Below are 13,778 nucleotides of genomic sequence, written 5' to 3'. Positions count from 1 at the left end.
GGTTATTTGGGTGGAAGCAGTTTGAGCGCGCCCTCAAGACGGCTATCGTCGGAGGCGCTGCCGACCATCAGTTTGAAGTCGCCGGCTTCGGCGCCCCAAACCAGCTGGCTGTTGAAGAACGACAGCAGCTCGCGATCGATGGTGAAGCTCACGCGGCGCTGCTCGCCCACCTGCAGATGGATCTTCTGGAAGCCTTTCAGCTCCTTCACCGGCCGCACCACCGAGGCGACCATGTCGCGCAGGTAGAGCTGCACGATCTCGGTGCCCTCGGCCTTGCCGGTGTTGGCCAGGTCGAACGACAGCGTGACCTGCTGCGATGGCGACATCTCCTTGCCGCTGATGGTCAGGCCGGAGTATTTGAAATCGGTGTAGCTCAGGCCATGCCCGAAGGCATAGCGCGGCGTGTTGACGGAATCGATGTAGGCCGACTTGTAGACCACGTTCTTCTCGTCGGTGACGGGACGGCCGGTGTTGTACTGCGCGTACGACAGCGGAATCTGGCCGACGCTGCGCGGGAAGGTGATCGGCAGCTTGGCGGACGGGTTGTAATCGCCGAAAAGCACGTTGGCAACCGCGTTGCCGCCTTCGCTGCCGGGGAACCATGCATAGACGATGGCGTCCGCCTGCTCGGCAATGGTGTTGAACACCAGCGGACGGCCGGCCAGCATCACCACCACGATCGGTTTGCCGGTCGCCTTCAGCGCGGCGAACAGCTGTTCCTGATGACCGGGCAGCGTGATGTCGGTGCGGGACTTGGCTTCGCCGCTCAAGTCCCAGGTCTCGCCGACGGCCAGCACGACGACGTCCGCCTTCGAGGCCGTGGCGACGGCTTCGGCAAAGCCCTCGGTGCCGCTGCAGTGGTTATCGCAGGCCGGCGCGTAGCTGACCTCCGCCTTACCGGCGTGGCTGCGGATGCCTTCAAGGATGCTGACCACGGGCGCGCGGTCGCCCTCCACCACCCAGCCGCCTTCCAGATCACGCCGCGCATCGGCCAACGGTCCGATGACGGCGATCTTCTGTGCGGCGCGCGAGAGTGGCAGCGGTTTGGCGCCGGCAGCGCCGTTCTTCAGTAGCACCAGCGATTTCTGCGCCACGTCCAGCGCGGCGGCGCGGTGCGACGGATCGGCCAGCACGGCCTTCTCCCGAGAGGCGACCGAGTAGCGGTACGGATCGTCGAACAGGCCCAGCTCGAATTTCTTGTACAGGATGCGACGCACGGCATCGTCCAGCGTCTTCATGTTCACCTTGCCGGACTTGACTGCGTCCTCAAGGTGCTTGATGTGGGCGTAGCTCTCCATGTCCATGTCGCTGCCGGCGTTGATGGCTTTGACGGAGGCGTCGGCCAGGTCGCTGGCATAACCGTGCGGCACCATCTCGCGCACCGAGCCCCAGTCGCTGACGACGAAACCCTTGAAGTTCCAGCTGTTTTTCAGGATGTCGCGTTGCAGGAAAACGTTGGCGGTTGCCGGTATGCCGTTCAGCGTGTTGAAGGAGTTCATGAACGTCGCCGCGCCCGCGTCCAGCGCCGCCTTGAACGGCGGCAGGTAGACTTCGAACAGCTGCTGGTTGCTCATGTCGACCGCGTTGTAGTCGCGGCCCGCCACCGCCGCGCCGTATGCCGCGAAGTGCTTGGCGGTGGCCATCACGGAATCGGTTGCGCCCAGCTGCTTGCCCTGGAAGCCGTGCACGCGTGCGCGCGCGATGGCCGAACCGAGGAAGGCGTCTTCACCCGCGCCCTCCATCACGCGGCCCCAGCGCGGATCGCGCGCCACGTCCACCATCGGCGCGAAGGTCCAGTGGATGCCGGCGGCGGCGGCTTCACGCGCGGCGATGTGAGCCGACTGTTCGATCGCCTCCATGTCCCACGACGCCGATTCGCCCAGCGGCACGGGGAACACTGTACGGTAGCCGTGGATCACGTCCTGGCCGAACAGCAGCGGAATATGCAGCCGCGATTGCAGCGCCAGCGCCTGGATCGCGCGCGTGTCGGCCACGCCTTTCACGTTGAGCATGGAGCCGACTTTGCCAAGGCGGATATCGGCCAGCGTGGCGGCGTAGTCGCTGCTGGTCGGGCCGGTGACCAGGCGGCCGGAGATCTGGTGCAGCTGCCCGACCTTCTCGGCCACCGTCATCTGTTTCATCAGCGCGGCGACCTTGCTTTCGATCTGCGCGTCCTGCGCGTGGGCCAACAACGGCAGCAAGGCCGCGGCCAGGGCAAGCGTGGTTTTTTTCATGGTCATTTGTACTGCTGCTGTTTCTGGTCGTAGTAAGCCTTCATCGTGTAGAAGGCCAGCTTTTTCTTGCCGGTTTCGGAGACCAGGCCCTTGCGGTTCCAGAAGTCCTGATAGTACGGGTGCGGCCGGCGCGGCGAGCGGAAGTCCGTCAGCACCCACGGCGTCATGCCCCGCAGGCCGGGAATCGCATCGAGCAGCTTGAACTGGTTCTTGTACAGCAGGTCCTGATACTCCTCGCTCCAGCGGGTGTCGTCGTCGGCGTGCAGGCCGCCCAGCGCGTCGGCGCCGAATTCGGTAATGATCACCGGCTTGTTGTAATTGACCTTGAACGAGAACTTCAGCATCTCCTTGTTGTCGGACCAGTACCAGCCGGCGTATTCGTTGAAGCTGGCGAGATCGATCTTGTCGGCTAGCGGATCTTCCACCGTCACCTCGTTGCCCTTGCGGTGCACTTCCAGCGCGGCGGCGACCAGGCGGGTATGGTCCAGCGAGCGCACGGTGTCGGCCAGCTTGCCCATGAAGACGTTGCGCGCATCGCTGACCGGCGTCTCGTTCCCGATCGACCAGATGATGACGCTGGCGCGATTGCGGTCACGCGTGACCAGGTCGGTCAGCTGCTGACTGGCGTTGGCGTAAACTTCCGGCTTCTCCCACGAGATGGTCCAGTACACTGGTACCTCGGCCCAGACCAGGATGCCCATCTCGTCGGCCAGCTTGATCATCTCCTCGCTGTGCGGGTAGTGCGCCAGGCGGACGTAGTTGCAGTTCATCTCCTTGGCCCATTGCAGCATCATGCGCATGTCGCCTTCGCCGCGCAGGCGGCCCGGTATCAATGGGTTCTCGTCGTGCAGCGAGATCCCGCGCAGGAACACCGACTTCCCATTCAACAGCAGGTCCTGGCCGCGCGTTTCGATAGTGCGGAAGCCGATGCGGTCATTCAGCTGGTCGGTCGCGCCGGCGATGGTGACGGTGTAAAGCTTGGGATCTTCCGGCGACCAGTAGCGCATCCTGCTCTTCGCCAGCGGGATGCTGACCGCTGCGCGGCCGTCTGCGCCGGTGTGCACGGTGGTTTTGACGCCCGCCTCGGGGATGGTGATCGTCACATCCTGTGAGCGCTGGGCGCCGGTCATCTGCACATAGCCTTCGATGCGACCCATGTCGCCCTTGGCCAGCTGGATCTGGTAGTCGGCGATGTAGGTGTCCGGCGTTTCGGCCAGTAGCACGTCGCGGGTGATGCCGCCGTAGTTCCACCAGTCGGTGTTCAGTGTCGGGATGTCGTCCTGGTGGCGGGTGTTGTCGGCCTTGACGATCACCGTGTTCTGGCCCTTCAGCAGGCGGCCCGTCACTTCGAACTGGAACGGCGTGAAGCCGCCTTTATGGCTTCCGACCTTCTTGCCGTTCAGGTAGACGTGCGCTTCGTAATTGACCGCGCCGAAGTAGAGGAAGTAGTGCTTACCATCCTTGGGGGCGGCCTGGAACTGCTGGCGCATCCAGACCGTGCCCTCGTAGTTTTCCAGCTTGGCGTTCTGCGAGTTCCAGTCGCCGGGAATAGCCAGTGTTGGCGAGCCGTCGAAGCTGTATTCAACCGACTCGGTTTTGTCCTTGGGCTTGCGGTCGTCGTAGAAGCCGCCGGAGCCTGTGGCGGATTGGTCGAACGGCTGGTGACGGTAGTTGTAGTAGCCCGCTTCGTAGGGATCGACGATGTAGTTCCAGCGGCCGTCCAGCAGCAGGTGGGTGCGTCCGTAGATGTTTTGCAGCGTGGGCGGCTGCTTCGTCACTGCCGACGGAGCGACGCGGGCGCCGGCGGCCGGCACCACCATCGCCTGGCCAGGGGCCTGGTCGTCCTGCGCCCATGCCGCCGCAATCGCCGACAGGCAGCCCGCTACCACCAACAGCTTCAATACACTACGCATCCAGGTCTCCAAGTTTTTTAACTACTGAATTTGCCTTCGTAGGCAGGTGGTGTCGCGTCGATATGCAGGGTGAGACGCACCGGCAGTTTGTACAGCACTGGAGCGAGGTGCGCGCGTGCGGCGGCCAGCACGGCGTCGCCGACTGCTGTCACCAGTTCTTCGCTGCGGCCCGGCGTGATGCGCATGTTCATGTAGACGAAGGCGCGCCCCTGTTCGCCGTCCGCCACTGCGTACTGCGCGGCCGGATAGGCCAGCACGCGGGTTCCCAGCAGCGGGAACACCAGCGTTCCGCCGGAGTCCTTCAACGTCACCAGCGTGTGCGACAGCGTCTTGCACAACTCGCCGATGTCGGCGAGCGCGTCGAGATTGGCGGTGTATTCGATTTTTAAGTGCGGCATGATGTCCTTAGTGGTATTTGATGGTCCACTTGATCGTCAGCGGTTCCTTCATCGTCAGCTTGCCGGTGCTGCAGGTGACGAGCGTCTTCATCGCCCCATACGGCGCCATGTAATCCTTGCTGCCGTTGGTCGGCGCGACCTGGCATTGCTGCAGGCCGGAGACGCTGTACTCGTCCACATCCCCCTTGGCGAAGGTGACGGTGCTGCCTTCAATAGCCGGCTGCTCCGAGAAGGATGCGAATTCCAGCGTGATCTTCTCCACTTCCTGCGTACCCACCGGCGTGTAGACGTCGTTGCGGGTCAGCTGTCCGTGTTCCAGCGTGTAGGTGGTTTGCAGCTTGATGCGGCCGTCCTTGACCGGGCTTTTCTTGCCCAGCCGGTCCAGCTCATCCTGGCGATAGCTGACGGTGTAGCGCTGGCCGGCCTGACTGGTCTTGATGTCCTTGATCCAGGCGGTTCCGATCAACTGCGCGCCATCGGCCATGGTGAACTTGGGCAGCAGCTGCGGATGCGCACTGCCGCTGTCGGCGATGCCGGAGACGATGCCCGGCGCGAACGGCAGCGGGTAGTACGGGCTGTTGTCATGCTGGCTGATGCCGCCGTTGATGATGTTCAGGCTGACGACGTGCTTGCCGTCGCGGAAAACGGTCAGCGCGCGGTCGTACTCGCCCTGCGCGAAAGTGGTGGTGCTGAACTGCGGACGGTTCTTGTCCAACCACGCCTGCAGGTCGGCCTTGGGCGGCGCATCCTTCATGCCGGCCTTGTTCCAGGTGTCGTTGGTGTAGATCAGCTGGTGCAGCAGCGAGAAGTTCTCGCCCAGGATGCGGTGCTTGCCGCGATAGGTGTCGGTGCGGCGGCCCTTGCCCCACATGTCCAGCGAGTGCATGGACGGGTCGTACCAGAAGTCCATGTAGCGGGCGGCGACGCGCGACGAGAAGGCATATGCGTACTGCTTCTCTTCCGCCGTCAGCACGTCCAGGTAGGCGGACACGGACAGGATCTCGACCAGCGCCGTCTCGCCATACGGCCCGAGGCTGCGGCCGAAACTGAAGCCGTCACCGGCGGCGTTGCTGACGTTGAGCGCGATGTCGGCCGCCTTGCGCAGCAGGCCTTTCAGCTCCGGGGTCGGCTCCATGCCGGTTTCCAGGAAGCGCTCGCAGATTTCCGCGATCAGCAAGATGCTGTAGCGGTCGAAGCGCCCTTCGCCATCGGTCTCGTCGGAGAAGCCGAACTTGCCCGAGTACTTTTTGTAATGGGTGAGCATTTTGTCGAGCAGGATCTTGCTGCCGCTGTCGTCCTCCCAACCCATGAGCATGCGCAGGCGCGCGATGCTGAACGCCACGCCGTAGTAATTGGTCGGCAGGTTGATCAAGTCATACTGCGGCACGGTGACAAAGGTGCGCCAGTCCAGCTGCTTGCGCAGCTTCTCCAGCGTGGCCGGGCTGACCGCCTGCTCCAGCAAGCCCGCTTCCTTCAGCTTGACCAGCGTGCCGATGTAGTAATAGATGCCCCAGGTGTGGTTGTCCATGCCGACCGTCATATCGGCGATGTCGCGATAGTCGCGCAGCTTCTGCGGCAGCGCCGGATCGTCCTTGGCGCTGTTCAGCAGTACATGGCCCAGGCCCGCCGCCACTTTACCCGGCAAGAATTTGTCGCCAGCCTTGAACGGCGCGTAGCCGTCGATGACGATGGCTTCCTTTTCCGCCACCAGCTTCTTGAAAAAATAGTCCAGCTGCTGGTAAGCGTTGTCCTGCACGATGCGGTTCATCGGCACGGTCGCCTGCGGTGGCACATAGTTGGCGGCGGTTTGCGCAGCTGCGCCGCCGGTGGCCAGCATGGCGGCCAGCGCGAGCGCGGAAAGACGGAATCGGGTCGAAATCATGGGGTGGCAGACTCTTCTTGGAAAACGTTTAACCGATGTTATGTGATTTTTCCGGGGACGTAAAGCGTCATGTGAAAAAAACGCTCTTAAACGCGGTTGGCGGTGGAGCCGCGCAGTATCAGCTGCGGCTCGATCAAGTTGAAGGTGGCGGCAGGTTTGCCTTCGATCTGGCCTATCAGCTGCTCCATCGCAGCGGCGCCCAATCGCTCGCTTTGCAGGTCGACGGTGGTCAGCGGCGGCGAGGTGTAGGCGCCGAACTGGATGTTGTCGAAGCCGGCCACCGAGATGTCCTCCGGCAGGCGGAAGCCCAGCGTCTGCGCGGCTTTCATGAAGCCCAGCGCCATCAGGTCGTTGTAGCAGATCAGCGCATCCGGATGGTCGGCGCCAAGCATGATGGCCGAGCACACGCGCGCGCCTTCCTGCGCCGACGGCGCGCCGGCGTCATGCAGCTCCAGTGGCAGGCCGTGCGTGGAGAGGCATTCGCGGATGCTGGCCAGACGTTCCTCATCGCGCCTCGACTTGGAGAAGCCCAGGTAGGCGATTTTGCGGTGCCCTTGCGCCACCAGGTGCCGCGCCAGCATGCAGGCGCCGCGACGGTCGTCGCCCGCCACCCACGGAATATCGTGCTGCGCCAGATGGCCGAAGAACACCATCGGCTTCCCCAGCTCCATCATCCAGCCCATGTCCGATTCCGCTATGCGCGAAATGACGAACATACCGTCCACGCGGCGGCTCAGCGCCTCCAGCAAGGGACGTTCGCGATCCGGGTTTTCGTCGGTATCGACCAGCAGCAGCGTGTAGCCATGCTCCTGCGCCACGCGATTCGCGCCCTTGACCACGCTGGCGAAGTGCGGATTGGCCAGGTCCAGCAACGACAGGCCGATACTCTTGGTGCGGCCGGTGATCATCGACGCCGCCAGCGGATTGGAACGGTAGCCCAGGTCGGCGATAACCTGTGTGATGGTCGCTTCCACGCCCGCCGAAAAACGCTGCGCGCCGTTGACGAACTTGGACACGGTGGCGGTCGAAACACCGGCTGCTGCGGCCACATCGCGGATGGTGGGTATCGGTTTTTTCATCAATCCAGTCAATCGATTTCTATTTTAATGGGCCATCCGCTTCGATCTTAGCACGGCAAATCCGCCACACACCATGCTCCTGCTGACACGAAAGCGATTGACCCCGAAAAAATATTCGCTATACTTGCGATTAAACGTTTAACTACAAAACCTAAAATGACCACTACTTCTAGCGCAAAACCATTCAAACGTATCCTCCTGACCGGCGCCGGCGGCGGCCTGGGCACCATCCTGCGCGAGCGCGCCAAGGCCTGGGCCGACGTGGTGCGCCTGAACGACGTCAAGGACCTGGGCCCGGCAGGCGAAGGCGAGGAGATCGTCATCGGCGACCTGGGCGACCGTGACGGCGTGCTGAAAATGATGGAAGGCGTGGACGCCGTGCTGCACTTCGGCGGCATCTCGGTCGAAGACAAGTTCGAACCCATCATGAACGCCAACATCCTCGGCCTGCACCACCTGTACGAGGCGGTGCACAAGTGCGGCGTCAAGCGCGTGATCTACGCCAGTTCCAGCCACGTGGTGGGCTTCTACGAAACCACGCAACTGATCGACGCCAGCATGCCGCTGCGTCCCGACGGTTTCTACGGCGTGTCGAAGGCCTTTGGCGAAGCGCTGTCACGCTACTACTACGACCGCTTCGGCACGGAGACCGTCTGCCTGCGCATCGGCTCCTCCTTCCCGGAACCGAAGAACAGCCGCATGATGGTCACCTACCTGGCCTACGACGACCTGGTGGAGCTGATCCGCTGCTCGCTGTTCACGCCGCGCGTCGGCCACACGATCACCTTTGGCACCTCGGACAATCCGACCAAGTGGTGGGACAACAAGCACGCCTCGCACCTGGGCTATGTGCCCAAGCACAGCTCCGGCCAGTTCGCCGGCAACTTCCCCGACAGCGCGGCCTACCCGGCCGCCGGCGATGCGCCGACCATCTACCAGGGAGGCCCGTTCGTCACCGCAGGACCCATGTACAAATAAAACTCAACGAGACGCCTACATGAAACCAACGTATCTGCACGCCGCCGTGCTGGCCGCCTTTGTGGCCGCACTGCCCGCAACACCAGTCTTCGCCGGCGAAGCGCCACCCACCGAAACGGCCGCGCCATCGGCCGCCATCAATCCGAAAGCGGTGTTGAACGCGATGGAGCGCGTGGCCGACTGGCAGCTGGCCAACCCCAGCAAGCACCGCACCGACGACTGGACGCAGGCGGTGGGCGATACCGGTTTCATGGCCCTGGTGGGCATCTCTGGCGACCGCAAATACCGCGACGCCATGCTCGCCATCGGCGACAAGAACCAATGGAAGCTGGGTCCCAACCACTACCACGCGGACGACCACATCATCGGCCAGACCTACGCCGAGCTGTATCTGCAATTGCGCGATCCGAAGATGATCGCCGCCATGCGCGCCAGCTTCGACGACATCCTCGCCAACCGCCGCAGCGGCACGCTGGACTTCACCGTTCCGGGCAACCAGGAGCGCTGGTCGTGGTGCGACGCGCTGTTCATGGGTCCTCCAACCTGGCTGCGCCTGTGGGCCGTCACCGGCGACCAGCGCTACCTGGACTTCGCCGTCAGCGAATGGTGGGCCACGTCGGACTACCTGTACGACAAGGAAGCGCACCTCTACTTCCGCGACAGCAAATACTTCGACAAGCGCGAAGCCAATGGCCAGAAGGTCTACTGGGGACGCGGCAACGGCTGGGTGATGGGTGGCCTGGTGCGCATGCTGCAGTACCTGCCGGCCAGGCACCCTGCCCGTCCGCGCTTCGAGCAGCAGTACAAGGAGATGTCGGCCAAGCTGCTAACGCTGCAGCAGCCGGACGGCCTATGGCGTGCCAGCCTGCTGGACCCGGCCAGCTATCCGCTGAAGGAATCGAGCGGCTCGGCGCTGTATGCCTATGCCTTCGCCTGGGGCGTCAACCAGGGCCTGCTGGATGCCAAGACCTACAAGCCCGCCGTGCAGAAGGTATGGAGCGCGCTGGTGGCCAACGTGCAGGCCGACGGCAAGCTGACCCACGTGCAGCCGATCGGCCAGGATCCCAAATCGTTCGACAACGACGCCACCGAAGTCTATGGCGTCGGCGGCTTCCTGCTCGCTGGCAGCGAGGTGTATCGCATGGCGGTGCTGGACAAGGCCAGGCTGCAGACGGTCAGCGTGGCCAATGGCACCGACGGCCTGCGCGGCGACGAACTGGTGGAAGTCACTCCAGGCGTCAAGACGCCGGTGGTGATGGATGCGTCCACCTCGGCGATCCTCAACTCCCAGGTGATAGGCAAACAGCTGCTGTTCTCCGTGAACGTGCCGGCCGGCGATACGCGCCGCTATCTGGTGCTGCCGGCAGAACGCCTGGCCGCCACGCCACCGGCCGACGTGAAGACGCATGCGCGCTTCGTGCCGGAACGGCTGGACGACTTCGCGTGGGAAAGCGACCGCACCGTGCACCGCGTCTACGGACCGGCCATCATCAAGGATCCGAAGGAACACCTGATCAGCAGCGGCGTGGACGTGTGGGCCAAGCGGGTGCGCTACCCGGTGGTGGACAAGTGGTACAAGACCGGCGCCTATCACAAGGATGTCGGCGAAGGCCTGGACTACTACCACGTGGGCCAGAACCGCGGCTGCGGCGGCACCACCATCTACGCCGATAACGCGCTGCATAACTCCTCCAACTACCAGGGCTGGAAAGTGCTGGCTGACGGTCCGCTGCGCTCCGTGTTCGAACTCAGTTTCGGTCAGTGGGACGCGGGCAATGGCCGCATGGTCTCCGAAGTAAAGCGTTTCTCCATCGACGCCGGCTCCAACATGACCCGCGTCGAAAGCCGCTACAACGCCGACGGCAAAGGCCCGCTGACAGTGGGCGTGGGCATCGTGCAGCGCGACGGCCAGGGAGAATACGTGACCGACGCCGCCGGCGGCTGGGCCAGTTACTGGGAACCGCAACACGGCGACGACGGCATCATCGGCTGCGGCGTGATCCTGCCGGCCGGCGCCAGCGGCTACGCCATCACCGACGGCCAGCAGCTGACGCTGGGCGCCGCGCAGGCGGGCAAGCCCTTCGTCTACTACTTCGGCGCGGGCTGGAACAAGAGCGGCGATTTCGCCGATGGCGCGGCATGGCAGGCCTACGTGCGCAACTACGCACAGAAACTGAAGGCGCCACTGAAGGTTAGTACCAAGTAAGCGCACCACCGCCGGCAGTCCATGAGATTGCCGGCGTATTTTTTGACCATAAGTGGAAGCGATTCCACAAAGCAATTAATAAACTGGAGACTTCATGAAACCTGCCATTCCTGCGCTGCGGCCCATCACGGCTGCAGTCGCGCTCGCCCTACCCCTGCTCGGCCTCGGCGCCGCCTCCGCCCAGCAGGCCACCCCGGCCGACAGCGGCAAGCTTGAATCGGTGGTCGTCACCGCCAACAAGCGCGCCCAGAACCTGCAAGACGTGCCGGCCTCGATCACCGTGCTGGGCGACGCCGTGCTGCAACGCTCCAACGTGCGCGACCTGGAAGACATCCCCTCGCTATCGCCGGCGCTGACGCTGTCCTACGGCAGCCAGCCGGGCAACTTCAGCATCAATATGCGCGGCATCGGCACCTTCTCGCTGGGCATCGGCGTCGAGGCCGACGTCTCGGTCATCGTCGACGATATCCCGCAGGGCATGCAGGCCGGCGCCTTCAAGGACCTGGCCGACGTCTACCGCATCGAGGTGCTGAAGGGGCCGCAGTCCACTCTGTTCGGCAAGAGCTCGATCGCCGGCGCGTTGAACATCACCACCAAGCCGATCGGCGGCCCGATCAAGACCACCGTCAGCACCTACCTGACCGACGACCATGAATGGCGGGCCGGCTTCAGCGTCGGCGGCGCCGTGTCGGACACGCTGCGCATGCGCCTGGCCGCCAGCAAGACCAGCTACCAGGGCACGCTCAACGACCTGTCCACCGGCGGCCACCTGAACGGCAGCAAGGGCGACAACCTCAGCGGAAAACTGGAATGGACCCCGACCGACCAGCTGACCGTCACCCTGACGCCGCACTACAACCGCACCGAGAAGTTCTGCTGCTCCAACGCCTACAGCTATATGTCGCCGGGCGGCATCTACCGCAACGCGCCGCAGCTGCCGGCCTCGCTGGTATTGAACGGCATCACCATCGGCCCCGGCAACCGCGACGTGCGCAACGATTACCCGACCGGCGGCAAGTTCCACGACGCCGGCACCGGCGTCAAGCTGGACTGGGCGTTCGATCCGAACGGTCCGCTGGCCGGCCACACGCTGAGCTCGATCTCGTCCTACAGCCGCTACCACATGGACGACTACCAGGACAACGACAACACCGACATCGACATCCTGCCCTTCCTGCTGCTGCCGAACGGCCAGCCGACCGGCATGCACGGCGGCCTGTTCCAGTACGGCTCGTTCGACGTCCACTCGACCACGCAGGAGTTGCGCCTGACCTCGCCGGACAAGGGCGCGGTGCGCTACGTCGCCGGCCTGTGGTACGGCAAGAACTGGCTGAACCGCGAGCTGACCAAGGCGCCGCTGATCCAGGCCTACGGCACCTCCTACGGCGCCGACGCCTGGAACATCAGCAAGGCCATCTACGGCCAGGGTTCGTGGGACTTCGTGCCGAACACCAGCCTGATCCTCGGCGGCCGCTACAACGACGAAGACACCGGCTACAACTTCCGCCGCTACACGGTGCCGCCGCAAGTGCACGCGCTGACCGAGTACTATCACAAGGAAGACAACGACAAGAGCTTCACCGGCAAGCTGGGCCTGGAACACCGCCTCAACAAGGACAGCATGGTCTACGCCATGGCCTCGACCGGCCACAAGGGCGTGGCCTACGACCTGACGTCCGGCTTCACGGCCGCCACCGCCAAGCTGCCGGCCGTCAAGCCGGAAACCGCGAAGAGTTATGAGATCGGCCTCAAGCAAAGCCTGCTCGACAACCGCGCGATGTTCAGCATGGCGCTGTTCCGCACCAACTTCTCGAACTTCCAGCAATCGTCGAGCTTTTTCGACGCCGACGGCACCTATCGCACCGGCTTGAACAGCATCGGCGGCCTGCGCACGCAGGGCGTGGAAGCGGAAGGCAGCATCCGCGTCACGCGCGAGCTGCAGCTGAACGGCAGCTTCGCCTACACCGAGGCCACCATCCAGTCCTTCGAGAACGGCCCGTGCTACAACGTGCTCAACGCCACCGGCACCGGCACCGTGATCGGACCTGGCTGCGTGGTCAGCCCGAAGTACAACAACAGCAATGTGCAGGACCTGGCCGGCAAGACGCTGCCGAACGCGCCCAAGATCAAGGTCAACCTGGGCGGCCAGTATGACCTGGTGCTGCCGTCGCAGAGCTTCAACGGCTTCGTCGCGGCCACCACGCGCTACCAGAGCCGCACGCAGTTCTCGCTGAACCAGGATCCGATGACGGTGCAGGGCGCCTACAGCATCACCAACCTGAGCTTCGGCGTGAAGGACAAGCAGGACCGCTACAAGTTCACCTTCCTGGTCAACAACCTGTTCGACAAGCGCTATGCGGCCGGCCTGAACAACGGCTACGCCAACAGCAACTGGAGCAGCAAGGCGCCCAATACGCCGCTGGTGGTCAACACCACCGAGTGGCTGCCGCCGCGCGACTTCCAGCGCTACTTCGGCGCCCGCCTCGACATGACGTTCTAAAGCTTGCATCTCCTCGCGACCCCGCCATCAGGTCGCTCTTTCGCCCTCCGTCCTCGCGGCCGGAGGGCTTTTTTTATTCCGCCTTGACCACCAGGCGCTTGATGGCGCGGTTCTTTCCGTAGGTGGCCGACACCAGCAGCGCCTTGCCGCAGCGGGTGCGGTACAGGTAGGTGCGCTCTTCGCCGTCGACCGTGCGTTGCAGCAGCTCCAGCGCCGGCGTGGCCTGGGCCGGGCAGGCGCGCAGCAGCGACGCTCCGTCACCGGCAGGCGCGGCCGCCGGATCGACCGCCATGTTCGCCACGGCGGCGGCCACCTGCTGCGTCACCTCCGGCTCCACGTCCTCGATCGGCTTGGGCGCTTGCGCCATCGCGCAGCCGGACGCCAGCGCGACCGGCAAGAGCAGGGAAAACAGCCTGTGCATAAGCTACCTTTCGTTGATGATTTGGGGCCCATCTTAGCGCCGCGCGCGGGCCGCCGCTATGTCTCATTTTTAACAGAATCCGGAAAACTGTCTAAAAACGCCCGATTTTACAAATGGCAAAAAGGCGTGGCTATACTCGTTTGGCACCCACAAGGCTCGCATACCGA

9 protein-coding genes are annotated in these 13,778 nt (G+C 63.8%); 3 read left to right on the top strand and 6 right to left on the bottom strand.

All coding sequences use genetic code 11. The features are described from left to right. Positions 1-2: 2 nt before the first annotated feature. The 5 genes from D0T21_RS17450 to D0T21_RS17430 form a co-directional block, all read right to left on the bottom strand. Positions 3-2,240 (bottom strand): glycoside hydrolase family 3 N-terminal domain-containing protein, encoded by a 2,238-nt coding sequence (locus tag D0T21_RS17450; RefSeq protein ID WP_116992054.1) that lies wholly within the window; start codon positions 2,238-2,240, stop codon positions 3-5. Next, positions 2,237-4,147 (bottom strand): glycoside hydrolase family 2 protein, encoded by a 1,911-nt coding sequence (locus D0T21_RS17445; protein ID WP_116992053.1) that lies wholly within the window; start codon positions 4,145-4,147, stop codon positions 2,237-2,239. The genes D0T21_RS17450 and D0T21_RS17445 overlap by 4 nt, the downstream gene beginning before the upstream one ends. A 17-nt stretch (positions 4,148-4,164) precedes the next feature. Continuing rightward, positions 4,165-4,545 carry a 5-carboxymethyl-2-hydroxymuconate Delta-isomerase gene (locus tag D0T21_RS17440; protein WP_116992052.1) on the bottom strand — a complete coding sequence of 127 codons (381 nt, stop codon included), beginning with the start codon at positions 4,543-4,545 and terminating at the stop codon, positions 4,165-4,167. Between the two features lie 7 nt (positions 4,546-4,552). After that, positions 4,553-6,427 carry a hypothetical protein gene (locus D0T21_RS17435; protein WP_116992051.1) on the bottom strand — a complete coding sequence of 625 codons (1,875 nt, stop codon included), beginning with the start codon at positions 6,425-6,427 and terminating at the stop codon, positions 4,553-4,555. Positions 6,428-6,513: 86 nt separating this feature from the next. Continuing rightward, entirely contained in the window at positions 6,514-7,506 is a 993-nt protein-coding gene (locus D0T21_RS17430; RefSeq protein ID WP_116992050.1) for a LacI family DNA-binding transcriptional regulator, read from the bottom strand. A gap of 156 nt (positions 7,507-7,662) precedes the next feature. Between D0T21_RS17430 and D0T21_RS17425 the strand changes: the two genes are divergently transcribed. From D0T21_RS17425 to D0T21_RS17415, 3 genes are all read left to right on the top strand, one after another. Continuing rightward, positions 7,663-8,484, top strand: a complete 822-nt coding sequence (locus tag D0T21_RS17425; RefSeq protein WP_116994445.1) for an NAD(P)-dependent oxidoreductase — start codon at positions 7,663-7,665, stop codon at positions 8,482-8,484. Positions 8,485-8,503: 19 nt separating this feature from the next. Then, the gene (locus D0T21_RS17420; RefSeq protein ID WP_158568018.1) at positions 8,504-10,690 is read left to right on the top strand and encodes a glycoside hydrolase family 88 protein; all 2,187 of its coding nucleotides are present in this window, start codon (positions 8,504-8,506) and stop codon (positions 10,688-10,690) included. 94 nt (positions 10,691-10,784) lie between these two features. Further along, the gene (locus D0T21_RS17415; RefSeq protein ID WP_116992047.1) at positions 10,785-13,190 is read left to right on the top strand and encodes a TonB-dependent receptor; all 2,406 of its coding nucleotides are present in this window, start codon (positions 10,785-10,787) and stop codon (positions 13,188-13,190) included. Positions 13,191-13,263: 73 nt separating this feature from the next. Here D0T21_RS17415 and D0T21_RS17410 read toward each other — a convergent pair whose 3' ends face one another. Beyond that, the gene (locus D0T21_RS17410) at positions 13,264-13,611 is read right to left on the bottom strand and encodes a hypothetical protein (protein WP_116992046.1); all 348 of its coding nucleotides are present in this window, start codon (positions 13,609-13,611) and stop codon (positions 13,264-13,266) included. Positions 13,612-13,778 lie beyond the last annotated feature (167 nt).

Origin of the sequence: Duganella sp. BJB476, from assembly GCF_003416895.1 — a bacterium.
GTDB lineage: Bacteria > Pseudomonadota > Gammaproteobacteria > Burkholderiales > Burkholderiaceae_D > Rugamonas.
The sequence above is the reverse complement of the archived record's forward strand: the minus strand, read 5'-3'. Positions and strand labels throughout refer to the sequence as shown.

Excerpts from the sequence above, each read along its gene's own strand:
- D0T21_RS17450 (WP_116992054.1), bottom strand. The coding sequence starts at position 2,240 with ATGACCATGAAAAAAACCACGCTTGCCCTGGCCGCGGCCTTGCTGCCG.
- D0T21_RS17445 (WP_116992053.1), bottom strand. The coding sequence starts at position 4,147 with ATGCGTAGTGTATTGAAGCTGTTGGTGGTAGCGGGCTGCCTGTCGGCG.
- D0T21_RS17440 (WP_116992052.1), bottom strand. The coding sequence starts at position 4,545 with ATGCCGCACTTAAAAATCGAATACACCGCCAATCTCGACGCGCTCGCC.
- D0T21_RS17435 (WP_116992051.1), bottom strand. The coding sequence starts at position 6,427 with ATGATTTCGACCCGATTCCGTCTTTCCGCGCTCGCGCTGGCCGCCATG.
- D0T21_RS17430 (WP_116992050.1), bottom strand. The coding sequence starts at position 7,506 with ATGAAAAAACCGATACCCACCATCCGCGATGTGGCCGCAGCAGCCGGT.
- D0T21_RS17425 (WP_116994445.1), top strand. The coding sequence starts at position 7,663 with ATGACCACTACTTCTAGCGCAAAACCATTCAAACGTATCCTCCTGACC.
- D0T21_RS17420 (WP_158568018.1), top strand. The coding sequence starts at position 8,504 with ATGAAACCAACGTATCTGCACGCCGCCGTGCTGGCCGCCTTTGTGGCC.
- D0T21_RS17415 (WP_116992047.1), top strand. The coding sequence starts at position 10,785 with ATGAAACCTGCCATTCCTGCGCTGCGGCCCATCACGGCTGCAGTCGCG.
- D0T21_RS17410 (WP_116992046.1), bottom strand. The coding sequence starts at position 13,611 with ATGCACAGGCTGTTTTCCCTGCTCTTGCCGGTCGCGCTGGCGTCCGGC.